The sequence below is a fragment of the Variovorax boronicumulans NBRC 103145 genome (assembly GCF_001591345.1).
GTDB classification, from domain to species: Bacteria; Pseudomonadota; Gammaproteobacteria; order Burkholderiales; family Burkholderiaceae_C; genus Variovorax; species Variovorax boronicumulans.
In genome coordinates this window covers 16269-39046 of record NZ_BCUS01000038.1, presented here as the reverse complement: position 1 = coordinate 39046, position 22778 = coordinate 16269, and the positions used below count along the sequence as shown (strand labels likewise).

The 22778-nt window shown below is 63.3% G+C and carries 29 protein-coding genes and 1 tRNA gene; 2 read left to right on the top strand and 28 right to left on the bottom strand.

Going from position 1 to position 22778, the window contains the following annotated elements; translation table 11 throughout:
* Positions 1-53 precede the first annotated feature (53 nt).
* The 18 genes from VBO01S_RS13430 to rplN all read right to left on the bottom strand — a co-directional run bounded on the left by VBO01S_RS13430 (position 54) and on the right by rplN (position 8986).
* A tRNA-Met gene (locus VBO01S_RS13430) sits at positions 54-130 on the bottom strand.
* Positions 131-148: 18 nt separating this feature from the next.
* Positions 149-547, bottom strand: coding sequence for a 50S ribosomal protein L17 (gene rplQ / locus VBO01S_RS13425; RefSeq protein ID WP_056576970.1), 399 nt, complete (start codon positions 545-547; stop codon positions 149-151).
* 95 nt (positions 548-642) lie between these two features.
* Positions 643-1632 carry a DNA-directed RNA polymerase subunit alpha gene (locus VBO01S_RS13420; RefSeq protein ID WP_056576973.1) on the bottom strand — a complete coding sequence of 330 codons (990 nt, stop codon included), beginning with the start codon at positions 1630-1632 and terminating at the stop codon, positions 643-645.
* Positions 1633-1774: 142 nt separating this feature from the next.
* Positions 1775-2398 (bottom strand): 30S ribosomal protein S4, encoded by a 624-nt coding sequence (rpsD, locus tag VBO01S_RS13415; protein WP_056576976.1) that lies wholly within the window; start codon positions 2396-2398, stop codon positions 1775-1777.
* Positions 2399-2528: 130 nt separating this feature from the next.
* Positions 2529-2933: a 30S ribosomal protein S11 gene (gene rpsK / locus VBO01S_RS13410; RefSeq protein WP_009124825.1), complete on the bottom strand. Its 405-nt coding sequence runs from the start codon at positions 2931-2933 to the stop codon at positions 2529-2531.
* A 12-nt stretch (positions 2934-2945) separates the two neighbouring features.
* Positions 2946-3311 (bottom strand): 30S ribosomal protein S13, encoded by a 366-nt coding sequence (gene rpsM / locus VBO01S_RS13405; protein WP_013544105.1) that lies wholly within the window; start codon positions 3309-3311, stop codon positions 2946-2948.
* 23 nt (positions 3312-3334) lie between these two features.
* Positions 3335-3448, bottom strand: coding sequence for a 50S ribosomal protein L36 (gene rpmJ, locus VBO01S_RS31815; RefSeq protein WP_013544106.1), 114 nt, complete (start codon positions 3446-3448; stop codon positions 3335-3337).
* A 66-nt stretch (positions 3449-3514) separates the two neighbouring features.
* A complete protein-coding gene (gene secY, locus VBO01S_RS13400) occupies positions 3515-4828 on the bottom strand; it encodes a preprotein translocase subunit SecY (RefSeq protein WP_056576979.1) in 1314 nt (437 codons plus the stop codon).
* A 27-nt stretch (positions 4829-4855) separates the two neighbouring features.
* Positions 4856-5287 carry a 50S ribosomal protein L15 gene (gene rplO / locus VBO01S_RS13395; RefSeq protein ID WP_056576982.1) on the bottom strand — a complete coding sequence of 144 codons (432 nt, stop codon included), beginning with the start codon at positions 5285-5287 and terminating at the stop codon, positions 4856-4858.
* Positions 5288-5298: 11 nt separating this feature from the next.
* Entirely contained in the window at positions 5299-5481 is a 183-nt protein-coding gene (gene rpmD / locus VBO01S_RS13390) for a 50S ribosomal protein L30 (RefSeq protein ID WP_019653974.1), read from the bottom strand.
* 35 nt (positions 5482-5516) lie between these two features.
* Positions 5517-6035 carry a 30S ribosomal protein S5 gene (gene rpsE, locus VBO01S_RS13385; RefSeq protein ID WP_056576983.1) on the bottom strand — a complete coding sequence of 173 codons (519 nt, stop codon included), beginning with the start codon at positions 6033-6035 and terminating at the stop codon, positions 5517-5519.
* An 18-nt stretch (positions 6036-6053) separates the two neighbouring features.
* On the bottom strand, positions 6054-6419 hold the full coding sequence (rplR, locus tag VBO01S_RS13380) for a 50S ribosomal protein L18 (RefSeq protein WP_056577252.1): 366 nt from the start codon (positions 6417-6419) through the stop codon (positions 6054-6056).
* A 14-nt stretch (positions 6420-6433) separates the two neighbouring features.
* Entirely contained in the window at positions 6434-6967 is a 534-nt protein-coding gene (rplF, locus tag VBO01S_RS13375) for a 50S ribosomal protein L6 (RefSeq protein WP_062474819.1), read from the bottom strand.
* A gap of 24 nt (positions 6968-6991) precedes the next feature.
* A complete protein-coding gene (gene rpsH, locus VBO01S_RS13370; protein WP_062474816.1) occupies positions 6992-7387 on the bottom strand; it encodes a 30S ribosomal protein S8 in 396 nt (131 codons plus the stop codon).
* 20 nt (positions 7388-7407) lie between these two features.
* Positions 7408-7713, bottom strand: a complete 306-nt coding sequence (rpsN, locus tag VBO01S_RS13365) for a 30S ribosomal protein S14 (protein WP_056576989.1) — start codon at positions 7711-7713, stop codon at positions 7408-7410.
* 8 nt (positions 7714-7721) lie between these two features.
* Entirely contained in the window at positions 7722-8261 is a 540-nt protein-coding gene (gene rplE / locus VBO01S_RS13360; protein ID WP_056576993.1) for a 50S ribosomal protein L5, read from the bottom strand.
* Positions 8262-8272: 11 nt separating this feature from the next.
* Positions 8273-8605 carry a 50S ribosomal protein L24 gene (gene rplX, locus VBO01S_RS13355; protein ID WP_062474813.1) on the bottom strand — a complete coding sequence of 111 codons (333 nt, stop codon included), beginning with the start codon at positions 8603-8605 and terminating at the stop codon, positions 8273-8275.
* A gap of 12 nt (positions 8606-8617) precedes the next feature.
* Positions 8618-8986 carry a 50S ribosomal protein L14 gene (gene rplN / locus VBO01S_RS13350; RefSeq protein ID WP_009124801.1) on the bottom strand — a complete coding sequence of 123 codons (369 nt, stop codon included), beginning with the start codon at positions 8984-8986 and terminating at the stop codon, positions 8618-8620.
* 254 nt (positions 8987-9240) lie between these two features.
* On the opposite strand from rplN, the gene VBO01S_RS13345 reads away from it, so the two are divergent.
* Positions 9241-10380 carry an esterase-like activity of phytase family protein gene (locus VBO01S_RS13345; protein ID WP_062474859.1) on the top strand — a complete coding sequence of 380 codons (1140 nt, stop codon included), beginning with the start codon at positions 9241-9243 and terminating at the stop codon, positions 10378-10380.
* Complete coding sequence (proC, locus tag VBO01S_RS13340) at positions 10377-11234, top strand: pyrroline-5-carboxylate reductase (RefSeq protein ID WP_062474810.1); 858 nt, start codon at positions 10377-10379, stop codon at positions 11232-11234. Before VBO01S_RS13345 ends, proC begins: the two co-directional genes overlap by 4 nt.
* A 13-nt stretch (positions 11235-11247) precedes the next feature.
* Here the strand turns inward: proC and ubiA are convergent, their stop codons facing one another.
* The 10 genes from ubiA to VBO01S_RS33225 all read right to left on the bottom strand — a co-directional run bounded on the left by ubiA (position 11248) and on the right by VBO01S_RS33225 (position 22774).
* On the bottom strand, positions 11248-12108 hold the full coding sequence (gene ubiA, locus VBO01S_RS13335) for a 4-hydroxybenzoate octaprenyltransferase (protein WP_062474807.1): 861 nt from the start codon (positions 12106-12108) through the stop codon (positions 11248-11250).
* An 86-nt stretch (positions 12109-12194) separates the two neighbouring features.
* A complete protein-coding gene (locus VBO01S_RS13330) occupies positions 12195-12779 on the bottom strand; it encodes a Dps family protein (protein WP_062474805.1) in 585 nt (194 codons plus the stop codon).
* Positions 12780-12915: 136 nt separating this feature from the next.
* Positions 12916-13881 carry a LysR substrate-binding domain-containing protein gene (locus tag VBO01S_RS13325; protein WP_062474802.1) on the bottom strand — a complete coding sequence of 322 codons (966 nt, stop codon included), beginning with the start codon at positions 13879-13881 and terminating at the stop codon, positions 12916-12918.
* Positions 13882-13948: 67 nt separating this feature from the next.
* Positions 13949-14692 carry a hypothetical protein gene (locus VBO01S_RS13320; RefSeq protein ID WP_062474800.1) on the bottom strand — a complete coding sequence of 248 codons (744 nt, stop codon included), beginning with the start codon at positions 14690-14692 and terminating at the stop codon, positions 13949-13951.
* Positions 14693-14708: 16 nt separating this feature from the next.
* Positions 14709-15587: a PoNe immunity protein domain-containing protein gene (locus tag VBO01S_RS13315; RefSeq protein ID WP_062474797.1), complete on the bottom strand. Its 879-nt coding sequence runs from the start codon at positions 15585-15587 to the stop codon at positions 14709-14711.
* Positions 15588-15623: 36 nt separating this feature from the next.
* The gene (locus tag VBO01S_RS13310) at positions 15624-16628 is read right to left on the bottom strand and encodes a PoNe immunity protein domain-containing protein (protein ID WP_062474795.1); all 1005 of its coding nucleotides are present in this window, start codon (positions 16626-16628) and stop codon (positions 15624-15626) included.
* A gap of 3 nt (positions 16629-16631) precedes the next feature.
* Complete coding sequence (locus VBO01S_RS13305) at positions 16632-18209, bottom strand: hypothetical protein (RefSeq protein ID WP_062474792.1); 1578 nt, start codon at positions 18207-18209, stop codon at positions 16632-16634.
* Positions 18206-21076: a type VI secretion system Vgr family protein gene (locus VBO01S_RS13300; RefSeq protein WP_062474788.1), complete on the bottom strand. Its 2871-nt coding sequence runs from the start codon at positions 21074-21076 to the stop codon at positions 18206-18208. The genes VBO01S_RS13305 and VBO01S_RS13300 overlap by 4 nt, the downstream gene beginning before the upstream one ends.
* Before the next feature lie 153 nt (positions 21077-21229).
* Complete coding sequence (locus VBO01S_RS32405) at positions 21230-21826, bottom strand: hypothetical protein (RefSeq protein WP_157627364.1); 597 nt, start codon at positions 21824-21826, stop codon at positions 21230-21232.
* Between the two features lie 30 nt (positions 21827-21856).
* A complete protein-coding gene (locus VBO01S_RS33225) occupies positions 21857-22774 on the bottom strand; it encodes a DUF6708 domain-containing protein (protein WP_255221115.1) in 918 nt (305 codons plus the stop codon).
* Between the last annotated feature and the right edge of the window lie 4 nt (positions 22775-22778).

The window sequence follows — 22778 nt, the reverse complement described above, 5'->3', positions numbered from 1 at the left end:
AAGAATTCGGCCAAAGAAAAAGGCCCTTTGATTTCTCAAAGGGCCTTTTAAATTGGTTGCGCGAGCAAGATTTGAACTTGCGACCTTTGGGTTATGAGCCCAACGAGCTACCAGGCTGCTCCATCGCGCGGCAAGTATAAATTATAGCTTATTCAGCGGCGTTTTGCTCAGCGCCAGCATCTTTAATTTCAGCACGGTCGACCAGTTCGACGAGCGCCATCGGCGCGTTGTCGCCCACGCGGAAACCCATCTTCAGGATGCGGGTGTAGCCGCCCGGACGCGCGGCGAAACGCGGGCCGAGTTCGCCGAAGAGCTTGACGACGCTGTCGCGGCTGCGCAGGCGGTCGAAGGCCAGGCGCTTGTTGGCGAGCGTGGGCTTCTTGGCCAGGGTGATCATCGGCTCGATGACGCGGCGCAGTTCCTTGGCCTTGGGGACCGTGGTCTTGATGACTTCGTGCTCGATGAGCGAATTCATCATGTTCTGCAGCATCGCGAGGCGGTGCGAGCTGGTGCGGTTGAGTTTGCGGAGTCCGTGTCCGTGACGCATGGTGCTTTCCTTTACTTTATAAAAACAGACAGCCGTGTCAGGTACTGTCCGGTGCACTGGCCCTTTTCAGGGGGCCGATTTCTCAAAAATTCAAATCAACGCTTGTCGAGACCAGCCGGCGGCCAGCTTTCGAGCTTCATGCCAAGGGTGAGACCGCGCGAAGCGAGGACTTCCTTGATTTCGTTGAGCGACTTGCGACCCAGGTTCGGGGTCTTGAGCAGCTCGTTTTCGGTGCGCTGGATCAGGTCACCGATGTAGTAGATGTTTTCGGCCTTCAGGCAGTTGGCCGAACGCACCGTCAGTTCGAGTTCGTCGACAGGGCGCAGCAGGATCGGATCGAACTGCTGGGCGCTGCGCGGTGCGGGTGCATCGAATGCAGCGAGTTCGCCGCCTTCGAGCTGCGCGAACACGGCGAGCTGTTCAACTAGGATTTTAGCCGATGCGCGAACGGCATCTTCGGCGCTGATCGCACCGTTGGTCTCGATCTCGACCAGCAGCTTGTCCAGGTCGGTACGCTGTTCGACGCGGGCGCTTTCGACGGTGTAGCTCACGCGCTTGACGGGCGAGAACGACGCGTCGAGGACGATGCGGCCGATCGACTTGGTCGGCTCGTCGGCGTAGCGACGCATCGTGCCGGGCACATAGCCGCGACCCTTTTCGACCTTGATCTGCATGTCGAGCTTGCCGCCTTGCGACAGGTGCGCGATCACGTGGTCGGGATTGATGATCTCGACGTCGTGCGGGGTCTGGATGTCCGATGCGAGGACCGGGCCTTCGCCGTCCTTGCGCAGGCTCAGCGTGACTTCGTCGCGGTTGTGGAGCTTGAACACCACGCCCTTGAGATTCAGCAGGATGTTGACGACATCTTCCTGCACGCCGTCGATCGACGAGTACTCATGCAGAACGCCAGCGATCGTGACTTCGGTGGCCGAGTAGCCGACCATGGACGACAGCAGAACGCGACGCAGCGCGTTGCCGAGCGTGTGGCCGTAGCCGCGCTCGAAAGGCTCGAGCGTGACCTTGGCCTTGTTGGCGGCAAGTTGCTCGACCTGGATGGTCTTGGGTTTCAGCAGGGTGGTTTGCATGCAGACTTCCTCTCAATACCCCCGGCTCGTTACACCGGTAAGGCTGGTGAAGCGCCTGATCCGCAACAGAGTGCGGAGCAGGAACGTGAACAACAATATCAATCTCCCGCCGGCGCAAAGACGCGCAGGCGGGTAGAGAAAATCAACGCGAATACAGTTCGACGATCAGCGATTCGTTGATGTCGGCTGCGAATTCGTCGCGATCCGGGACCTTCTTGAAGGTGCCTTCGGCCTTGTCGGCGTTCACATCGACCCAAGCCGGCATGCCGACTTGCTGGGCGAGTTGCAGCGCTTCGACAATGCGGTTCTGCTTCTTCGACTTTTCGCGCACGGCGATCACGTCACCGGTCTTGACCAGGTACGACGGGATGTTGACCGACTGGCCGTTCACGGTGATCGCCTTGTGCGACACGAGTTGGCGTGCTTCGGCGCGCGTCGAGCCGAAGCCCATGCGGTAGACCACGTTGTCCAGGCGCGACTCGAGGATGAACAGCAGGTTGGCGCCGGTGTTGCCACGGCGGCGATCGGCTTCTTCGAAGTAGCGGCGGAACTGCTTCTCGAGCACGCCGTACATGCGCTTGACCTTCTGCTTCTCACGCAGCTGCAGACCGTAGTCGGAGGTGCGCTGACCCGAGGTGCGGCCATGTTGGCCGGGCTTGGAGTCGAACTTGGCCTTGTCCTGGATCGAACGGCGGGCGCTCTTCAGGAACAGGTCGGTGCCTTCACGGCGGGAAAGTTTGGCCTTGGGGCCGAGGTAACGTGCCACGGTATTTCCTTGGTGTCATCTGCCGCAGTTGCCTGCGGGAGCCGTCGGCGGATGTGCCGATGGCGGTGGGCTTAGTGAAAAAACAAATGCGCAGCCGCTCGAAAGCTGGCTGCGCCTTGCGGACTGACGATCAGATGCGGCGACGCTTCTGGGGACGGCAGCCGTTGTGCGGAACGGGCGTCACGTCGGCAATGGAATTGATCCGGATGCCGAGCGCAGCCAGTGCGCGCACCGACGACTCGCGACCAGGACCGGGGCCCTTGATCTCGACGTCGAGGTTCTTGATACCTTGTTCGACAGCAGCACGGCCGGCCACTTCGGAAGCGACCTGCGCAGCGAACGGGGTCGACTTGCGCGAGCCCTTGAAGCCCTGGCCACCCGACGAAGCCCACGACAAGGCGTTGCCCTGGCGATCGGTGATCGTGATGATGGTGTTGTTGAACGAGGCATGCACGTGGGCGATACCGTCCGCAACGTTCTTGCGAACCTTCTTGCGAACGCGCTGTGCGGCGTTGTTTGCAGGTGCTTTAGCCATGCTTGTCTATCCTTATTTCTTCAGGGACTGCGCAGCCTTGCGCGGACCCTTGCGGGTGCGGGCGTTGGTGCGCGTGCGCTGGCCGCGCATCGGCAGGCCGCGACGGTGACGGAAGCCGCGATAGCAGCCGATGTCCATCAAACGCTTGATGTTCATCGTCGTCTCGCGACGCAGATCGCCTTCGATCGTGAACAGAGCGATCTGGTCGCGGATCTTTTCGAGATCGGCGTCGGTCAGATCCTTGATCTTCTTCGAATATTCGATGCCGCTCGCTTCGCAGATTTGACGGGCGCGGGTGCGACCGATACCGAAAATGGCGGTCAGGCCGATTTCAGCGTGCTTGTGCGGCGGGATGTTGATGCCAGCAATACGTGCCATGTGCGTCCTCTAATACTCTTCAATCAACCCTGGCGCTGCTTGTGGCGCGGGTCGGTGCAAATCACACGCACCACACCTTTACGGCGGATGACCTTGCAATTACGGCAGATGGTTTTGACCGAAGCCGAAACTCTCATTTCATTCTCCTAAAACTGTTTAACGTGGCGGTCTACCGCCCGGACTCAATACTGAAACTCACAGCCCTACGATGTCTTGAAGTTCGCCTTCTTCAGCAGCGATTCGTACTGCTGGGACATCATGTAGTTTTGCACCTGGGCCATGAAGTCCATCGTGACGACCACGATGATCAGCAGGGAGGTACCACCGAAGTAGAACGGCACGTTGTACTTCAGGATCAGGAACTCGGGCAGCAGGCAGACGAAGGTGATGTACACCGCGCCAGCCAACGTCAGGCGAACCAGAATCTTGTCGATATAGCGAGCGGTCTGGTCACCCGGGCGAATGCCAGGAATGAACGCACCACTCTTCTTCAGGTTGTCGGCCGTTTCCTTGCTGTTGAACACGAGTGCCGTGTAGAAGAAGCAGAAGAAAACGATCGCAGCGGCGTACAGCAGCACGTAGATCGGCTCGCCCGGACGCAGTGCGCTGGCGATGTCCTTGATCCAGCGGAAGCCACCGTCACCAGCGCTGAACCAGCCCACCACCGTTGCCGGCAGCAGAATGATCGACGACGCGAAGATCGGAGGAATCACACCGGCCATGTTCAGCTTCAGGGGCAGGTGCGACGACTGACCGCCGTAGACCTTATTGCCAACCTGGCGCCGCGCATAGTTCACGAGGATCTTGCGCTGACCACGTTCCACGAACACCACGAAGTAGGTGACCAGCACCACGACCGCGATGATGAAGAGCGCAACGATGGGGTTCATCGCACCGGTCGTCACCAGCGAAGCCAGGCCGCCGATCGCACCGGGCAGACCGGCCGCGATACCTGCAAAGATCAGGATCGAGATGCCGTTGCCCAGGCCGCGTTCGGTGATCTGCTCGCCGAGCCACATCAGGAACATCGAACCTGCCGTCAGGCTCACCATGGCGGTCAGGCGGAAGCCGAAACCGGGGGCGATCACCAGACCGGCCGACGATTCGAGGGCCACTGCGATGCTGAACGACTGGAACAGAGCCAGGCCGAGCGCGCCATAGCGCGTGTACTGCGTGATCTTGCGGCGACCGGCCTCGCCTTCCTTCTTCAATTGCTCGAAGGTCGGAAGCACGTAGGTCATCAGCTGCATGATGATCGACGCCGAGATGTACGGCATGATCCCCAACGCGAACACGGTGAAACGCGACAGCGCCCCGCCCGAGAACATGTTGAACAGGCTCAGAATGCCGCCCTGCTGGCCCTGGAACAACGCTGCCAGCTGGTCCGGGTTGATACCCGGCACAGGAATGTGCGCGCCAATCCGGTAGACCACGAGCGCGAGCAGCAAAAAGACGAGCCGACGACGGAGGTCGCCGAACTTGCCTGTTTTTGCGATCGTTGCCGCGTTAGTTGCCACGAAGAACTTCTTTCAGTCCGAAGGTGATCAGGCGAGGCTGCCGCCGGCTGCTTCGATCGCAGCTTTGGCACCAGCGGTCGCACCCACGCCCGTCAGCTTGACGGCCTTGGTGAGTTCGCCGGTCTTGATGATCTTGACGACCTTGGCGAGCTGGCCCACGAGGCCGGCTTGCTTCAGTGCCAGGACATCGACTTCGGCCAGGCCGAGCTGCTCGAGAGCAGTCAGCGTGACTTCGGCGTTGTACTTCAGCAGGTGCGACTTGAAGCCGCGCTTGGGCAGGCGACGCTGCAGCGGCATTTGACCGCCTTCGAAGCCGACCTTGTGGAAACCGCCTGCGCGCGACTTCTGGCCCTTGTGACCGCGACCTGCGGTCTTGCCGATGCCGGAGCCGATACCGCGGCCGACGCGACGCTTGGCGTGCTTGGCGCCAGCTGCCGGCTTGATGCCATTGAGTTCCATATCAGTCTCTCTTACAGAACTTTGACCAGATAACTGATCTTGTTGATCATGCCGCGCACTGCGGGCGTGTCTTGCAGCTCGCTCACGCTGTTGAGCTTGCGCAGGCCGAGGCCACGCACGGTCGCGCGATGCGATTCCTTGGTGCCGATCGGGCTCTTCACCAGCTGCACCTTGAGGGTTTGTTGTTGCGTCATTTGAATGCTTCCTTCAGCCTTGCGAGAGCTTGCGCTCAGGCGAAGATTTCTTCGACGGTGAGACCGCGCTTGGCAGCCACTTGGCCGGCCGTCGTCGAGTTCTTCAACCCGTCGAGCGTGGCGCGAACCATGTTGTAGGGGTTCGACGAACCATGGCTCTTGGCCACGATGTCGGTGATGCCCATGACTTCGAACACGGCGCGCATCGGGCCGCCGGCGATGATGCCGGTACCCTTGGGAGCCGGGTACATCACGACGGTGGCAGCACCGTGGTGACCTTGCACCTGGTGGTGCAGCGTACCGTTCTTGATCGGAGCCTTGAACAGGTTGCGGCGGGCTTCTTCCATTGCCTTCTGCACGGCAGCAGGCACTTCCTTGGACTTGCCCTTGCCCATGCCGACGCGGCCATCGCCATCACCGACCACGGTCAGCGCTGCGAAACCGAGGATACGACCACCCTTCACCACCTTGGTGACGCGGTTGATCGCGATCATCTTCTCGCGCAGACCGTCCTCAGGACCTTCGTTCTGCGTTCTTGCTTGAATCTTTGCCATTTTGAATCTCGTGTCCGATTAGAACTGCAGACCGGCTTCGCGGGCTGCCTCGGCCAGCGCCTTGACGCGGCCGTGGTAGGCGAAACCTGCGCGATCGAAAGCGACCTTCTCGACGCCGGCAGCCTTCGCCTTTTCAGCGATGCGCTTGCCGATGGCGGTGGCAGCGGCGGCATTGCCACCCTTGCCCGAGGCGCCGAGTGCTGCGCGCACTTCGGCTTCGGCGGTCGATGCGGTTGCGATCACCTTGGTGCCGTCGTCGGAGATGACGGTGGCATAGATGTGCAGGTTGGTGCGGTTCACCGTGAGGCGAGCCACGCCCTGCGTCGCAATGCGGATGCGGGTCTGGCGCGAGCGGCGAAGACGCTGTGCTTTTTTGGTCAACATCATTTTGCTGCCCCTTACTTCTTCTTGGTCTCTTTGATCACGATCTTCTCGTCCGCATAGCGGATGCCCTTGCCCTTGTAGGGCTCTGGCGGACGAACAGCGCGGATCTCAGCGGCGATCTGGCCGACGCGTTGACGGTCAGCGCCCTTGATCACCACTTCGGTCGGGGTCGCGGTGGTCACCGTGATGCCTTGCGGCATGTCGATGTTGACCGGGTGCGAGTAACCGACTTGCAGGTTCAGCTTGGCGCCGGACGCTGCAGCCTTGTAGCCGACGCCGACCAGGTTCAGCTTCTTTTCGAAGCCCTTGGTCACGCCAACCACCATGTTGTTCACCAGCTGGCGAATCGTGCCGCTCATCGCATTCGCTTCACGCGAATCGTTGGCGGGCTCGAAGCTCAGCTTGCCGTCCTTGTTGACGACATTCACCAGCGCATTGCGAGCCAGGCTGAGCGTGCCGCCCGTGCCCTTGACGCTGATCTGGTCTTCCTTGATCGACACATCCACGCCTGCGGGGATGGCGACCGGCATTTTTCCTACTCGGGACATTTCAGTAACTCCTCGATGTCTCGGTTAGGCGACGTAGCACAGAACTTCGCCGCCGACACCGGTGGCGCGCGCCTTGCGGTCGGTCATCACGCCCTTGGGGGTCGTGACGATCGCAACGCCGAGGCCGTTCTGGACTTGCGGAATGGAAGTGCTGGCCTTGTAGACGCGCAGGCCGGGGCGGCTCACGCGCTCAATGCGCTCGATGACCGGACGGCCAGCGTAGTACTTCAGCGAGATTTCAAGTTCGCTCTTGCCGGCTTCGGTCTTGACCTGGAAGCCGTCGATGTAGCCCTCGTCCTTCAGGACTTGTGCGATCGCGATCTTCACCTTGGAAGACGGGACCGACACGGTGGGCTTCGCCACCATCTGCGCGTTACGGATACGCGTCAGCAGGTCGGCAATGGGATCACTCATGCTCATGTTGTTTGCTCCTGCCTGGCTTACCAGCTGGCCTTGGTGACACCGGGGATGTCGCCGTTGAAAGCCAGTTCGCGGATCTTGGCGCGGGCCAGACCGAATTGACGGAAGGTGCCACGGGGGCGACCGGTGATTTCGCAACGGTTGCGCTGGCGCGTGGGGTTCGCGTTGCGCGGGAGCTTCTGCAGGGCCAGGCGGGCCGCTGCGCGCTCTTCGTCGCTCTTCTTCGCGTCGTTGGAAGTTGCCTTCAGTTCTGCGTGCTTCGCAGCGAACTTGGCAACCAGCTTGTCGCGCTTGAGTTCGCGCTGGATCAAAGATGCTTTAGCCACAGATCACCTCAGTTCTTGAACGGGAAACGGAAGCCAGCGAGAAGCGCCTTGGCTTCTTCGTCGGTCTTGGCCGTCGTCGTGATGCTGATATTGAGACCGCGCAGGGCGTCGACCTTGTCGTACTCGATCTCAGGGAAAATGATCTGCTCTTTGACACCGATGTTGTAGTTGCCACGGCCGTCGAATGCGCGACCCGAGATACCGCGGAAGTCACGCACGCGGGGCAGGGCCACGGTGACGAAACGGTCCAGGAACTCGTACATGTGCACGCCACGCAGCGTGACCATGCAGCCGATCGGCTGGTTTTCGCGGATCTTGAAGCCGGCAATGGCCTTCTTCGACTTGGTAACCACGGGCTTCTGGCCAGCGATCTTGGTCAGGTCGGCGACGGCGTTGTCGAGGACCTTTTTGTCGGCGACTGCTTCACCCACACCCATGTTCAGGGTGATCTTGGTGAGACGCGGAACTTGCATCGGCGACTTGTAGCCGAACTTTTCCGTCAGGTCTTTCGCGATCTTTTCGCGATAGTGTTGTTGGAGACGTGCCATGTGAGTACCTCTTAGGCGAACTTGATTTCGTCGCCGCTCGACTTGAAGACGCGAACAGCCACGCGCTTGCCGTCGGCACCTTGGGTGACCTTGATGCCCACGCGATCGGCCTTGCCGGTCGCAGCATTGAAGATCGCCACGTTGGATTGGTGAATCGGCATGGTCTTCTCGACGATGCCACCGGTCGTACCCTTGAGGGGGTTCGGCTTGGTGTGCTTCTTGACGAGGTTGATGCCGTCGACGATCACATGCGAATCGTCTGCGCGCAGCGACACGACGCCGCGCTTGCCCTTGTCACGACCGGCCAACACGATGACCTGGTCGCCTTTGCGAATCTTGTTCATGGCGTTGTGTCCTTAGAGAACTTCGGGTGCCAGCGACACGATCTTCATGAACTTCTCGGTGCGCAGTTCGCGCGTGACCGGTCCGAAGATGCGGGTGCCGATGGGCTCCAGCTTGGCGTTGAGCAGCACGGCGGCATTGCCGTCGAACTTGACGAGCGAACCGTCAGCACGACGGATGCCCTTGGCGGTGCGGACCACCACTGCGCTGTAGATCTCGCCCTTCTTGACGCGACCACGCGGAGCGGCTTCCTTGATGCTGACCTTGATGACGTCGCCCACGCTGGCGTAACGCCGCTTGGAGCCACCGAGCACCTTGATACACAGGACGGATTTCGCGCCCGTGTTGTCGGCCACTTCGAGCCGGGATTCAGTTTGGATCATTTCTTGATATTCCCAACTTGTACCGATGAGCCTCCAGGAGGGAGACACCGCGGTCAGTCTTGGGCCCGTCGTCCACGCCTCGAACCACTCGAGACGCTTCCGCTTTGGGCTGAAAGCTTCGCCTTTTGAAAGCGAAGCCCGCGATTGTGGCACCCATGCCGGGCGATGTCAACTGCCTCATCACGCGAACTTCGACAGCCGCTAGACTTTGTGGCGTGCGCGCCCCCAACTACCCCCTCATTTCGCCGCCCTCCATGCTGCGCCGACGCCTGCTGGCGGGCGGCGCGGGCCTGCTCGGGCTGGGATCGCTGGGGCTTGCGGGTTGCCGCAGCGCAACACCGGCGCCGGACACCGGCCGGCTGCAGCGCCTGGGGGAAGCCCGCTGGGCGCACCGACGCTCTATAGAGAGCACCACGGCAGGCGGCCTCTCCGGCATCGACTACGACCCCATCAAAGGTGAGTACCTGCTTCTCAGCGATGACCGGTCAGATTTGAGCCCGGTGCGCTGCTACACCGCACATTGGCCCCAGCCGGCCGACGCAGCCCCCGAGCCCACCGGCGTTGTCCAGCTGCGACGCCCCGGCGGCGGCCCCTGGCCCGGTCGGCGCCACGCGGTCGACGGCCTGCCCGTTCCCGATCCCGAGGCCCTGCGCCTGCGCCCCTCGGCCGGCACCCTGCTCTGGACCAGCGAAGGCGACCTGGCCCGCGGCTTCGGCCCTGCCCTGTATGAATCGGCGCGCGATGGCCGCTTCCTGCGCGAATTCACCCTGCCGGCGATGTTTGCCCCGGACCCGGCCCAGCGCCGCGGCCCGCGCGACAACCAGACACTCGAGGGCCTGGCCCTCACGCCCGACGACCGGTCGGCCTGGCTCGCGATGGAAAACGCCCTGGTCCAGGACGGCCCCGTCCCGACCACCACCGCCCCCGGCGGCCCCTGCCGCTTCACCCAGGTCGACCTCGCGACCGGCCGCGCCATGCGCCAGATCGCCTACGTGCCCGACGCCATCCCGCTGCGCCCGCTGGTGCCGGGCACCTACGCCGACAACGGCGTGAGCGAGGTGCTGATGCTCGACGCCTACCGCATGCTGGTGCTGGAGCGGGCCTACGCCACCGGCGCCGGCAACTCGCTGCGCCTGTATGAAATAGACACCCGAACCGCCGACGACGTGCTCGCCATCGACGCCCTCGCCCCCGGCAACCACCGGCCGGCCGCCAAGACGCTCGTGGCCGACTTCGCCACCCTGGGCCTCTCGCGCCTCGACAACACCGAGGGCATGTGCTGGGGCCCACCGCTGCCCGACGGCCGCCGCCTGCTGGTGGTCGTGAGCGACGACAATTTCAACCCGCTGCAAGTGACGCAGTTCGCCGCCTTCGCCTACACCGACCGACCATGACCATCGCCGTGACCTTCCTGCCCCGCACCGCGCCGGGCCCCCTGCCCCCCATCGCCTTCATCGGCGGCGGCAACATGGCCAGCGCCATCATCGGCGGCCTGATCCAGCAAGGCGTCGCGGCCGACAACTTCGAAGTGGTCGAGCCTTTCGAGGAAGCCCGCACCAGGCTGGCCCAGACCTACGGCATCGTCGCCAGGGCCGAGGCCAGCGAGGCCCTCTCGCGCTGCGCCGTGGTGGTGTGGGCAGTCAAGCCCCAGACCTTTGCCGAAGCCGCCCGTCCGGTGCGCGCCTTTGCGGCCGACGCCCTGCACCTGAGCGTGGCGGCGGGCATTCCGTCCGACAGCATCGCCCGCTGGCTCGGCACCGAGCGCGTGGTGCGCGCCATGCCCAACACGCCGGCCCTGGTCGGCAAGGGCATGACCGGCCTCTTCGCGCGGCCGGGCGTCGAAAGCGCCGACCGCGCACGCGTCGGCCAGCTGCTGGCACCGACGGGCGAGCTGATCTGGGTCGACGCCGAACCTGCACTCGACGCGGTGACCGCCCTGTCGGGCTCCGGCCCAGCCTACGTGTTCTATTTCATCGAGGCGATGATCGAGGCCGGCGTTGAGATGGGCCTCACGCCCGACCAGGCCCAGCGGCTGGCCATCGGCACCTTCACCGGCGCTTCGGCGCTGGCGCACAGCGCGACCGAGCCGCCGTCGGTGCTGCGCGAGCGCGTGACCTCCAAGGGCGGCACGACCTACGCGGCCCTGAGTGCGCTCGAAGCCTTCGATGTGAAGGGACAGTTCAAGACCGCCATCCGCGCGGCGCAGAAGCGCGCGGCCGAGCTGGGCGAGGAATTCGGGCGCGGCTGAGCCGACAGGCGAGCTATCGGAGGGCGTAGCCCGCCACGATGCCCACGAACACCGCGAAGCCCAGCCAGTGGTTTTCGCGGAAGGCCTTGAAGCAGCCCTCGCGCGTGCGGTCATGGATCAGGCGCCAGTGCCAGAGCGCCTGCGCCACCGCCGCGGCAATGCCTACATAGAAGAGAACCCCCAGCGACCGGCTGGCACCCGCCCAGATCCAGACCGCCAGGAAGATCGCGTAGCTGGCCATCACCGCCGCCACGTCGAAGCGACCAAAGGTGATCGCCGAGGTCTTCATGCCGATCTTCAGGTCGTCGTCGCGGTCCACCATCGCGTACTCGGTGTCGTAGGCCAGCACCCAGAACAGGTTGCCCGCCAGCAGCCACCAGGCAAAGGCCGGCACCGTCGACTGCACCGCGGCAAAGGCCATCGGGATGCCGAAGCTGAAGGCGATGCCCAGCACCGCCTGCGGGATCGACACGAAGCGCTTGGCGAACGGATAGATCAGCGTGATCGCCAGGGCCGCGAACGACCACAGCACCGTCGTGCGGTTGGTGGTGAGCACCAGCCCGAAGGACAGCAGCGCCAGCACCGTGCCCAGCCCCAACGCCTCCTTGACCGACATCGCGCCGCTCGTCACGGGCCGCTGGGCCGTGCGCTTCACGTGGCGGTCGAAATCGCGGTCGGCCACGTCGTTGACGCAGCAGCCTGCACTGCGCATCAGGAAGGTGCCGAGCGTGAACACCGCGAGCAGATGCCAGCCGGGCCAGCCGTCGGCCGCGAACCAGAGTGCGCCCAGCGTGGGCCACAGCAACAACAGCCAGCCGGCCGGCCGGTTCCAGCGGATCAGATCGAGGTAGAGCGCAAAACGGCGGGCAAGCATGCGGCGGACGGGCAGACGAAAAAAGAGCGGCCATTGTGCCGCTCTTGCAGGGACTCCCGGCGCACCGGGAGATCAGGAGGCCGCCGTCAGTCCTCGAGCAGCGAGCGCAGCATCCAGGCCGTCTGGTCGTGCACCGTGCAGCGCGCGGTCAGCATGTCGGCGGTCGGATCGTCGCCGGCCTCTTCGGCCACCGGGATGAACTCGCGTGCGATGCGCGACACCGTTTCGTGGCCCTTCACGAGGATGCGCACCATCTCCATCGCCTTGGGCGGGTTCTGCGGCACGTCGGGCACGGTGGCGATCTTGCTGAACTCGGCGTACGAGCCCGGCGCGTAGTGGCCCAGCGCGCGGATGCGCTCGGCGAGCACGTCCGTCGAGCCCCACAGCTCGGTGTACTGCGTCATGAACATCGCATGCAGCGAGTTGAAGTGCGGCCCCGTCACGTTCCAGTGGAAGTTGTGCGTCGTGAGGTACAGCGTGTAGGTGTCGGCCAGCACGCGGCTCAGGCCTTCGGCGATGGCCGCGCGGTCCTGGCGTTCGATGCCGATGTTGATGATCGGCGCATTGCGGCTGCCCGACTCCTGCGCGACGACGGCGCCGCCCTTCTTGGGCACCTTGCCGGCAGAAGCTGCGGGCGACGGGGACTTGGTTTTCTTCGAGGGTTTGGCCATGGCGGAGGGGTCTTTCTTGAAGTTGGGTGACAACACCGAAATTCTGAAAGCCGGCAGGCGGCTTCGCAACAGCTTCACTCTATCCCAGCGATCAGCGATCCCAAACAGCCCGCGCGTAGGCAAAGGCCCCGAATCGCTAGGAGAGTCGTTTGACACCCGGCAGCTCGCACGCGTAGATCGCGTTGCGCAGCGCCGCAATGGCCTCGTAGCGCGTAAAGGTGCGGCGCCAGGCCAGCACCACGCGGCGCATCGGCGGGTCGCGGTCCTGCGCGTCGCGCACGGGCAGGTAGCGCACCATCTGCTCGGGCTCCTTGCGCCCCTTGACCTTCGGCTTGAGCGCCTCGGCCGGCACCGACAGGCGCGGCACCAGCGTCACGCCCATGCCCGAGGCCACCATGTGCTTGATGGTCTCCAGCGACGAGCCCTCGAAGCTCTTGCGGATGCCCTCGGCGTTGCTCGAGAAACGCGCGAACTCGGGGCACACCTCGAGCACGTGGTCGCGAAAGCAGTGGCCCGTGCCCAGCAGCAGCATCGTCTCGCTCTGCAGCTCTTCCGACGTGATCGACTCGCGGTCGGCCAGCTTGTGCTTCACGGGCAGCGCCGCCATGAAGGGCTCGTCGTACAGCGGCGCCATCGCCAGGCCCGTGTCGGGAAAAGGCTCGGCCATGATCGCGCAGTCGATCTCGCCGGCGCGCAGCATCTCGAGCAGCTTGACCGTGAAGTTCTCCTGCAGCACCAGCGGCATCTGCGGCGTGCGCGCGATCACCTGGCGCACCAGGTCGGGCAGCAGGTACGGGCCGATCGTGTAGATCACGCCCAGGTTCAGCGGGCCAGCCAGCGGGTCCTTGCCGCGCTTGGCGATCTCCTTGATGCTGGCGGCCTGGTCGAGCACGCTCTGCGCCTGCTGGACGATCTGCTCGCCGAGCGGCGTGACGGTCACTTCACCGGCGCTGCGCTCGAAGAGCTTGACCTCGAGTTCGTCCTCGAGTTTCTTGATGGCCACCGAAAGCGTCGGCTGGGACACATAACAGGCCTCGGCCGCCTTGCCGAAGTGCCGCTCGCGGGCGACTGCGACGATATATTTGAGTTCGGTGAGAGTCATAGCTTGCGTCAATTATGCGCAAGGGTCTGTGACCCGGCTGGGGCGGGGTTAAAAGCCGCGGCTGCGCTCAGTCGGCGCGGCTCCAGACCCATTGCACCGGCTGCCCGCCGTTCGAGGGCATCGGCTCGCCCTGCGTGACGGCCACGCTCACGCGCAGGTCGGTCAGGCAGGCCCAGATGCCCGAGCGGGGGCAGGTCTGGCCCGTGTCCGCAAACAGCAGCTCATCGCGGCGCATGCGGTGCCCCTGGACCTGCGCCGAGCCATCGTCCTGCACGAAGAAAGCGACGCGGCCGGACGCGGCACGCTCTTCGAAAATCTCGATGGCGCCTTGCAAGGCGATGAAGAAATCCCAGTCGGACAGATCCTGCTCCGCCGCCGCGGCGGTGAAGTCGGCCTGGTACAGGCGCTGGTAGCGCTCGGCGTTGTAGTCCAGCTCGAAGACGACCTGGCCTGTCGCAACTTCGATCAACCGGAACTGGCTGAAGCCCTGCCGCAAACCCCCATCGCCATACCGCGAAGGCGCGATCTCGCTCCGCAAGACGGGCGGGAGCATGACCACGGAGCCGTCGTCGCGCTTCTGGCAGATATCGAGCACGGCACCGTCGTCGGCGCGAAAGACGAACTTCTCGTCGGACGTCCAGTAGCTGTAGTAGCGCTTGTCGTTCTCGATCGTGTAGCCGCCTTTGACGGGGAGGTCGGCGAGTACCGACGCGCCTGGGGGTTTCTCGGCGTCGTCGACTGGGCGCCAGCGGCCGGTTGTGGGGTCCAGGTCGATGAGGTCGGAGGCGGTGTGATGCAGGTAGAGCCACATGGGACAGGTTGAACCATCAACCCTGTTTCGGGCAAACCTCTCCACTTCGAGTGGAGGCGGGAGGGCCGTCTTGTGCCGCAAGGGTCGCGTTCATGTCAGGCGATGCGACCGCGCCGTGCGTGCGCGCATAGTCAACGAGGTCCTTGGGATAGAACGGCAGGTCTCGGTAGCTGATGTCGTCGATGTCCCAGAGGTAAGTCACCAGCCCGGCCTCGAAGGCCCAGTAGCCATCGAAGCTTTGCGGGATCTTGTCGTGCAACCCGTGCCACGCAGTTCCCTTCATCGCCGAGTACCACTTCTCGAGGAATTCAGCCACGAACAAGGGGCGCTTTCTCGGCTCGGCCTCAATGGCCTTCAACAACAGTGGGTGGGCTTTGAGAAAGCGCAGCATGCCCTTCGCAGGCACCGTCGGTAGCCCCAGCTTTCCGAGAAGCGCCTCGTAGAGCGCGTCTTTGCCGCGGTTGTCGGTATAGGCAACATCGAACAAGGCAACAACGCGTGGAACCAAGTCGTCACGACACAGCAGCTTGGCCAAGGACAGGAACGTCATGGCGTAGTAGTAGCCGTCGAGTTCCTCGAGGGAGAACGGCTCGGTTTCGTGCAATGGATGAGGGAGGCTTGATGGCTCTTGCGCAGCAAGCACGCCGGGAAAGTCCGCAGCGAGGTGCTCCATCGGGCTGCCGTCCGAATAGGAGTGAACCAAGAGACGTCTCTTGGCGCTGGCGATGGCCCAATTCCAAGCAAACCAGCCATCTTCGCGAAAGCCCTCTTTTCCGAGACTTGTGTCGAGCAGCAGCTGAGCATCGGCAATGTCTTCGTGCAGACCCAGCCGGCGGACCGAACTGGGCTCTTCATTCAGAAATTTTTCGCGACGCTTCGAGGAGAAACTACTCATGGCTCACCAGTCCAAACCGCGCATTTGACTTGAGTCTCAGAGCTTGGGCGCCGTTTGATCCGCACTCCATTGCCAGAAGGTTGCGCCGTAGCTGCTGCCCTCGATGACGGGCATGACCTCGTCCGCCTTGAAGTAGCGTCGGCTGCCCGCCTTGGCTGGCGTGAACCACCAGCCGGCCAGTGGGCAAGGCTCTCCACCTCGTGTGGAGACCGGAGGGCCGTCTTGTGCTGAAAGGGAAGCGCTGGTGTCAGACGATGCGACCGCGCCATGCGTGCGTGCATAGTCAACCAGGTCCTTGGGATAGAACGGCAGGTCTCGGTAGCTGCTGTCGTCGATATCCCAGAGGTAGGTCACCAGCCCGGCCTCGAAGGCCCAGTAGCCGAAGAAGCTCTGCGGTACCTTGTCGTGCAGGCCATGCCAGTAGGTTCCCTTCATTGCGGAGTACCACTTCCTTAGGAACTCCGCGATGAATAGAGGGCGTTTTTGGGGGGGCGCCTCAATGGCCTTCAACAGAAGTGGATGGGCTTTGAGAAAACGCAACATGCCCTTCGCAGGAACTGTCGGCAAGCCGAGCTTTCCAAGCAGCGTTTCGTACAAAGCATCCTTTCCTCTATTTTCGGACCGGGCCACATCGAACAGTGCGGCCACGCGTGGAACGAGGTCGTCGTGGCGCAGCAGCTTGGCCAACGACAGCAAGGTCATGGCGTAGTGGTAGCCGTCGAGTTCCTCGAGATAGAGCGGTTCAGTCTGATAGGTCGAATTCGGAAGACACTGAGCTTCGATGGTTCGGAGCATGGGAGGGTACGCCGTTGCGACCTCCGTGACGGGGCGTCCGGCCGAGTACTGACCAATGAGCAACGAAAACTTGGCGCCTGCCATGAAGCTATGCCAACGGGACCATGCATTCTCATCCGCGGAGGCCAGATCATTTTTTAGATAGCCCTCAAGCTCGGCGACGTTTTCTCGGGTTGCGTTCACAAGGAGTAGATAAGGCTCCTCGTTTAAGAAGCGCTCGCGCCGATTCGAATAGAAGTCAGCCATTTTCTAGACGTTCCATTTCATTTTGTCGATGTCGTACCCACGCAATGCATAAGGCGGAAAAAATGCCAATCCCTGCATCCGCCTTCCGCCGCGCGCTCTCGCCTTCTTGCTGTTTTTGGCATTGGCGGGTTGGCATCCATAAAGCCAGCGAAGGTAGCCAATTTTCTGGATGTCGCTGAGCTTTTGCGGCACTCTCCCAGTGGTCGGATCCGGCGGAAAAACGGTAGTTCGCAGACGTTGATCGATCCACGTTCGACTCATCTGCTTCACCCCCGTCGTCGTCGTCCCCAGCTTGTTCTTCCATTCAATGTCCTGAAGCTTGTTGCCCGACTTGACGTGATAGCCGAACTTGGCCTCCATCACCACAAAGCGCGGGAACGTGGCAGGCTTGCCCGTCACCGGGTTGAAATCTGAATCGATATCGCCGAAGGGCTTGATGCTGCGGCTGACGGCCGCCTTCGCAATCTGCTCCCCAGGTATCTCCACATCGAGTTCGTCCAATATCCAGCCCAGGCTGTTGGGGATGCCGTTGTAGTGCGGTGGCAGCAAGGTTCCACCGGTCACCACACTGGGCTCTTTTTCGAAGAGGCCATCGATACCCTGATCCGAGCCGAAGAACGCGCTGGTGTCGCGCTTGGATGTGTTTGGCGCTGGGAAAAGACGCGAGTAGCCCATGAAGTTGATGAAGTAATTGTCCACGCAGCTCTCGCACAAGTTGCCGTTGATCTGCGCGTACATCCAGTCGAGCAACTTGTCGGGAATCTTGTCCAGCACCTTGGGGTTCGTGATGTTGGTCGCGGCGTTGTAGACCACATGCTGGAGCTTGGCAACGGCTGCAGCCACCCAGATTTGGACCTGCTTGAGAGCGCTCGTCACCCAACCACTGATCTTGGCGTACCACTCGCTGATCACCTTGGACATCTTGGGCAGATAGCGCCCCACCGCAGCCCCGATCTTGTCGAATATCTGGCGCAGCAGCGAATTGATCTTGCCCGCGTAGGACGGAAAGTTCAGTCCCTTGAGGTATCCCAGGGTGTCGCCGGTACCCAGGAACCGCAGCATCGCCGCGCCTTCACCCGTCTCCAGCGCGGCAACGGCAAAACGCATGTTGGCGAACTTCGGCAGCATCCGGTAGATCACCTTGCCGGCCCGTCCCACGTAGGGGATGCACAAGGCGGCAGCGGCCATGCCCAGCTCCACCAGGGCACCCTTGGTTTCCTCTGCCGTGTCGTCCTTGGAGTCGACCAGCAACGCCAGGGCGCGCAACACGTCGCGGAAGTCCTCCAGAATCCAGATGGCGATCTGCTTGCCGATGGTCAGCGGATTGATCAGTTCGACAAGGCTGAGTATTTCAGCGAACAGGTCGGAGACCCAGTTGCCTTGCTCGCGCAGGTAGCTTTTCAACGCGTCGGAGCCATTGAAGTTCAGCTTGTCGAGTTCGATCGTCCAGTCGTCCACGGTGTCCGCAGCGCTGCGCGCGCCCTTGGCCGCCAGGTCCCGCACCCAATCGAACGCGTCGCTCAGGTAGGTGTGCGCATGCGCGTCTTCGAGACTGACCAACTCACCTCTGTCGCCGCTCATTTTTTGACTCCCTGTTCAACTTGATCCGCGAACGCCGCCGTGAGCGCGCTGCGCCATGCCGAGACGTCCGCTTGTGCCTTGTCTTTGGAATGCACGGAGGGGTCGATCGTCTTCACCTCCTCGTATTTCACCTTGACCGGACCCGGTGGCACGTTCTCCATCCGGGTATGCCCCTGTGCGTCCAAGTTGCCGCTGCGAACAGAACCATCGGAGAAGGTCGCGGTGTACTTGGCGCCTGCGACGGGGTCCAGATCGGCATAGTGATAGGTGAGTGCAATCCAGTTCTTGAGGTCCATCGCGTCGGACGGTAGTTGCGGCAACTCCACCGAACCCCGCCCCGGCCCCACAAAGCTCTTGCTCGTCCCCTTGATGTCCAGCAGCCCCGGCATCTTCAAGGTGATGTTCGCCCCATCCAGCTCGATGCTCGTCTGCCCACCCTTGAGCGTGACCTTCTGCTGCGCCAGCACGTGGATCTCGTCATTGCTGCTGGTGACCGTGAAGCCTTCCTTGGCCAGCCATTCGAGTTCGTCGGTGTGCGCCTGCACGCTCACCGGTCCGTCTTGCGCGATGACCTGGATACCGCCTTCGTGGCTGTACAGCCCCACGGACTTGGCGGCCGCAAAGCTCACGGTCTTGCCCGCCGCGATGTGGGCCTGCGCCTGCGCAGTCCAGTGGATCGCCTCGCCCGCGTACACAGTCGCGCTCGCAGGCGTGGCCATGTTCAGGCTCATGGCCGCATCGAGCACCATGAGCGGCCGGGCGAAGGCGGGCACGGGGTCTTGTCCTTCTCGTGAACCTGCGCCTTCTCCACCTTTCGGCTCGCGCGCATCCTGCCCGTTGACGCTGCCGGGATAGTGCCCGTTCTTCTGCGGATCGATGTCGTCAATCAGCGGCTGCAGCAGCGCCGTGGCGCTCAACGCCAGCGCCTTCGCGCCGCCAGCCGCATCGGACAGCTTCTGCGCCTCGCGCAGCGCGCCCGCGAGCTGGCCGCGCACGCTGTTGGTGTCCTGCACACTGCCCGTTGCCCGTTCCTGGGCCAGCGTGGAGATCAGCAAGCCCTCGCCGGCGCGCGTGGCGACCCAGGCGTCGGAGCGCAGCTCGGCGCCGCTGCCGCGCCAGGCGCCGCGGCTGCTCTCGTCGGGCGACTGGGCGTTGAGGTGACCCAGGTTCAGCTGGCTCGCGGCGTGCGAGCTGGCCAGGCGGGTGCGCACCTGGCCGGGCGCGTCGTCGGCGATCCACTGGTTGTAGCCGCTGCCATCGAGCGCGCGGCTGTGCCAGCCCGAGAGCACACCGGCATGGTTGGCTGACGAGTCGGTTCCGGCTGACCAAGGCGGCAGGTCCTGTCCGTTGTAGAGCTGCTGAGCGACCACCGGTCGGTCGATGTCGCCTTCGATGAAGGACACGAGCACTTCGGAACCCACGCGCGGCAGGTGGTGGGCGCCCCAGTTCGGGCCTGCAACGGGTGCAGCCACGCGCAGCCAGACGGACTGGCGATTGCTCGCGTGGCGACCGGCGGCGACGAGGCTGCCTTGTCCGCTGCCCGTCGATTGCTGCTGGCCCGCACGCTGGGTCTGCCAATGGAAGCGCACCTGCACACGATGGTCGCGCTGCGTGTGGACGGCGGTCGGCGCCTCGTCGTCATCGCCGCCGACCACCAGCGCGACCATGGCCTCGGGGGCTGTGGGCTTGGGGCGCCACAGCGGCACGACCTGTGCCTCGGCCGGCTGGGCCTCGAAGCTGTTGCGGTAGCTGCCCTTCTCGAGTTCGCCGGCCTCGAGCACCTGCGCTGCCTGTGCGCCGAGGTTGTTGGCCGCTTCGTGGCGCACGCGCAGTGCGAGGAATTTGCGGCCGTCGTAGCGGTCGTGCTGCGTGAGCGTGAAGCGCTCGCCGGCACCGAGCTGTCGCACGCTGCCTGCGGCGCCGTAGCGCTTGACGCGCGATTCGAAGGCCACCAGCTGTTGCTCGGCGCGGCGGGCGGCGGTGGCGCTGTCGGCATAGCGCTGTGCGCCGGCGCCGTCGTAGTGCTCCAGCACGGGCACCTCGCCCATGGCCAGCGCGCTCTGCACCGCGCCGGTGGGGGCCTGCAGCACGCTGGCATCCCAGGCGTTGCGCATGACGGCGTTGGTGGCGACCTGGCGCCGGCTGCTCCAGGCGGTGATGGCGTCGGTCGCTTCGGTGGCGTCGACGCGGTGGAAGCGGACCTGAGAAAGGGCGCAGTCGGGCGGGGTTGCCGCGCGATCGAAGATCACCAGGCGGTGATGCGAAGGCGTGGTGTTGCCACTCCCGCCACCGGTCGACTGCTGCTCATGCTCGAAGCGAAAGCTCAGCCCTTCTTCCGCCAGCAGGCGCAGCACGAAGGCCAGGTCCGACTCGCGGTACTGCACGCAGGTGGGCCGCACGGGCATCTCCTGCGTGACTTCGAAGCTGAAACTTGCGGTCGTGTGATCCGCGAACACTTCGCTGACGATGTCCTGCACGTGCTTGGCGGCGTACACGAAGCTGTCGCGGCGCAGACCGAGCGCGGCGAGCCAGGGCTGCAGGTGCAGCCGGTAGCGCGCCAGGCCGCCGTCACCGCCCAGCGCATCGACGGCCGTGAGGTAGCCGTGCCAGGTGCGAAAGCTGCCGTTGGCCAACAGCAGGCGCAGGCTCAGCTCTTCGCCGATCAGCGCGAACGGGTCGAACTCGCTCGAGGTGGCGAGGGTGTCAATGGTGAAGTCGAAGAGCTCGTTGAGGCCTTCGGTGCCGGTGAAGCGCTCGACGACGACGGCGTTCTGCGGTGCCGACGCGGGCAGCTGCAGCTTGATGAGCCGCGCCTGCTCCGACAGCCGCGCGACGTTCAGGCCTTCGAGCCTCCATGGCGTCGGCATGAAGCTGCTTGATGTGTCTGATGACATGGATATCCACCTCCCTGGTGTCAGTGCCGGTCGTGCCGGTCTTCGTTCGATGCATGGCCGCGCGCGATCTTCCCGCCCTGTCGGTTCAGGGGCTGGCCGATCGCCATCGCGTGGACCGGAAAAATCCTAGTTCGCCAACGTTGCATGTGCGTTTGCTGTGCCACAGCTGAATGTCATGACCGCAGGCGGCGGAAACACGGTGTTCGATCCGAACAGCCGGTAGCGCCTTGCATTGATCGTGACGGTCTGAGTGAACGAGCCTGTCAGCCCCAAGTCGGAGGCGGTCGGATTCGTCTCGTCGAAGCTCAAGCTTTCCGCAGACCGGAATGGATCCGTGGGAATGTTGAGGACCACATGGATGGCGGCTGTCGGAATGGTTTCATTTCCAAGACGGATTCCGAACCAGCTGCGCGTCACGAACGTGGAGGACTTTTCCAGCCACGCGTCATGGACCGAGCAATCGCCAAAAGACGGCGCATCGAAACGAAGCTTCGCCAACAGCCGTCCCTGGGCGCGGCTCTCATCGCTCGATACCGCGGTGGATGTATCTGAGGTGCTCGTGTTCACCCTATAGCCGCGATAGGCCACCGCCGATGCGACGAGGAGTGCCACGGCACCCGCAGCAAGCAGCGCAAATCTCGTCACAGGTCGCGGGCGCCGCATGGCGCGGGAATACGGTCGGCGGATGTCATGGCTGTCGTTGCCTCCACTGATCTGGGACATGAAAGGACTGTCTCGAATGGCAGGCGTCCGTCATTCGCGAATGCCTGCCAAACGACGCACCTCTTCTTCGCTCAAGGCCAACCCGCCAGCGGCGGCGATGACCTCTGGCGGGAATTGCGGCAACTTGCCCGTCCCCGAGCGCCGCAGGCTCTCGCCCGCCTGGATCGGCGGGCCGCCTTCTTCCATGTAGCGTCGAATGTGCTCATACAGGCGCCAGAGCAATTCATCCTCCCACCAGCCCTTGTAGCCAATGGTCACGATCTCCTGGCATTGCCTGGGTTGCCTGGGGTCGCCCCACAGCAGCGCCAGCAGATAGGAAGAGCGCGCCGCTTCGCCCGTGATCTCGGTGAGTTGGTAGCTCCGCGCATAGGCGTCGTCCCAGCGGCAGGTCTTGACTTCGCCAACGCCTGCGCGCTGCCAGACCTTCCAGAACTTCATCGGAACGACGGTGAAGAACGAAACCTCCCTGGTCTTGCGATTGAAGAGAACCGGCAAATCGCGGGGCGTAAGGAATCCGACTCTGAAGAAAAAGATGGCCGCGACCAGAAAGAAGAGCGCGGCCATCGTCGAAACCATGGACATCAACAAGTTCAGAACGTAGTCCGACCTGCTTGAATCCAGATCCATGATGGATTCGAACGCGCCCCATCCGAACATGCAGGCAGCGAATCCGACGAGGACTGCGTACAGCCCCATCATGAATGTGATTTCGGTCGTTCCTGCCGGTGCGCCCACAACGATGGCGTTCGGATGAATGCCCAACAAGGAATCGCACGAACTCGCCTTCCCATGCACGGGCTCGCGCTTTTCACGCGAGGCGATGCGCCAGGGAGACTTTCCTCCCAGCAGGCTCTTCTTCTGGACTTTCTCGACGAACTCAAACTGCGGGTCGGGCGCATTCCATTGCGGCAGCCGAATGTCGTAGTCCGGATTGTTTTCACGGCTCATGATC

Bases quoted from the DNA above. Each gene is read 5' to 3' on its own strand.
- rplQ (WP_056576970.1), bottom strand. From the start codon at position 547: ATGCGTCACGGACACGGACTCCGCAAACTCAACCGCACCAGCTCGCAC.
- VBO01S_RS13420 (WP_056576973.1), bottom strand. From the start codon at position 1,632: ATGCAAACCACCCTGCTGAAACCCAAGACCATCCAGGTCGAGCAACTT.
- rpsK (WP_009124825.1), bottom strand. From the start codon at position 2,933: ATGGCTAAAGCACCTGCAAACAACGCCGCACAGCGCGTTCGCAAGAAG.
- rpsM (WP_013544105.1), bottom strand. From the start codon at position 3,311: ATGGCACGTATTGCTGGCATCAACATCCCGCCGCACAAGCACGCTGAA.
- rpmJ (WP_013544106.1), bottom strand. From the start codon at position 3,448: ATGAGAGTTTCGGCTTCGGTCAAAACCATCTGCCGTAATTGCAAGGTC.
- rplO (WP_056576982.1), bottom strand. From the start codon at position 5,287: ATGGAACTCAATGGCATCAAGCCGGCAGCTGGCGCCAAGCACGCCAAG.
- rpmD (WP_019653974.1), bottom strand. From the start codon at position 5,481: ATGACGCAACAACAAACCCTCAAGGTGCAGCTGGTGAAGAGCCCGATC.
- rpsE (WP_056576983.1), bottom strand. From the start codon at position 6,035: ATGGCAAAGATTCAAGCAAGAACGCAGAACGAAGGTCCTGAGGACGGT.
- rplR (WP_056577252.1), bottom strand. From the start codon at position 6,419: ATGTTGACCAAAAAAGCACAGCGTCTTCGCCGCTCGCGCCAGACCCGC.
- rplF (WP_062474819.1), bottom strand. From the start codon at position 6,967: ATGTCCCGAGTAGGAAAAATGCCGGTCGCCATCCCCGCAGGCGTGGAT.
- rpsH (WP_062474816.1), bottom strand. From the start codon at position 7,387: ATGAGCATGAGTGATCCCATTGCCGACCTGCTGACGCGTATCCGTAAC.
- rplE (WP_056576993.1), bottom strand. From the start codon at position 8,261: ATGGCACGTCTCCAACAACACTATCGCGAAAAGATCGCGAAAGACCTG.
- rplX (WP_062474813.1), bottom strand. From the start codon at position 8,605: ATGAACAAGATTCGCAAAGGCGACCAGGTCATCGTGTTGGCCGGTCGT.
- rplN (WP_009124801.1), bottom strand. From the start codon at position 8,986: ATGATCCAAACTGAATCCCGGCTCGAAGTGGCCGACAACACGGGCGCG.
- VBO01S_RS13345 (WP_062474859.1), top strand. From the start codon at position 9,241: ATGCTGCGCCGACGCCTGCTGGCGGGCGGCGCGGGCCTGCTCGGGCTG.
- proC (WP_062474810.1), top strand. From the start codon at position 10,377: ATGACCATCGCCGTGACCTTCCTGCCCCGCACCGCGCCGGGCCCCCTG.
- ubiA (WP_062474807.1), bottom strand. From the start codon at position 12,108: ATGCTTGCCCGCCGTTTTGCGCTCTACCTCGATCTGATCCGCTGGAAC.
- VBO01S_RS13330 (WP_062474805.1), bottom strand. From the start codon at position 12,779: ATGGCCAAACCCTCGAAGAAAACCAAGTCCCCGTCGCCCGCAGCTTCT.
- VBO01S_RS13325 (WP_062474802.1), bottom strand. From the start codon at position 13,881: ATGACTCTCACCGAACTCAAATATATCGTCGCAGTCGCCCGCGAGCGG.
- VBO01S_RS13320 (WP_062474800.1), bottom strand. From the start codon at position 14,692: ATGTGGCTCTACCTGCATCACACCGCCTCCGACCTCATCGACCTGGAC.
- VBO01S_RS13315 (WP_062474797.1), bottom strand. From the start codon at position 15,587: ATGAGTAGTTTCTCCTCGAAGCGTCGCGAAAAATTTCTGAATGAAGAG.
- VBO01S_RS13310 (WP_062474795.1), bottom strand. From the start codon at position 16,628: ATGGCTGACTTCTATTCGAATCGGCGCGAGCGCTTCTTAAACGAGGAG.
- VBO01S_RS13305 (WP_062474792.1), bottom strand. From the start codon at position 18,209: ATGAGCGGCGACAGAGGTGAGTTGGTCAGTCTCGAAGACGCGCATGCG.
- VBO01S_RS13300 (WP_062474788.1), bottom strand. From the start codon at position 21,076: ATGCCGACGCCATGGAGGCTCGAAGGCCTGAACGTCGCGCGGCTGTCG.
- VBO01S_RS32405 (WP_157627364.1), bottom strand. From the start codon at position 21,826: ATGTCCCAGATCAGTGGAGGCAACGACAGCCATGACATCCGCCGACCG.
- VBO01S_RS33225 (WP_255221115.1), bottom strand. From the start codon at position 22,774: ATGAGCCGTGAAAACAATCCGGACTACGACATTCGGCTGCCGCAATGG.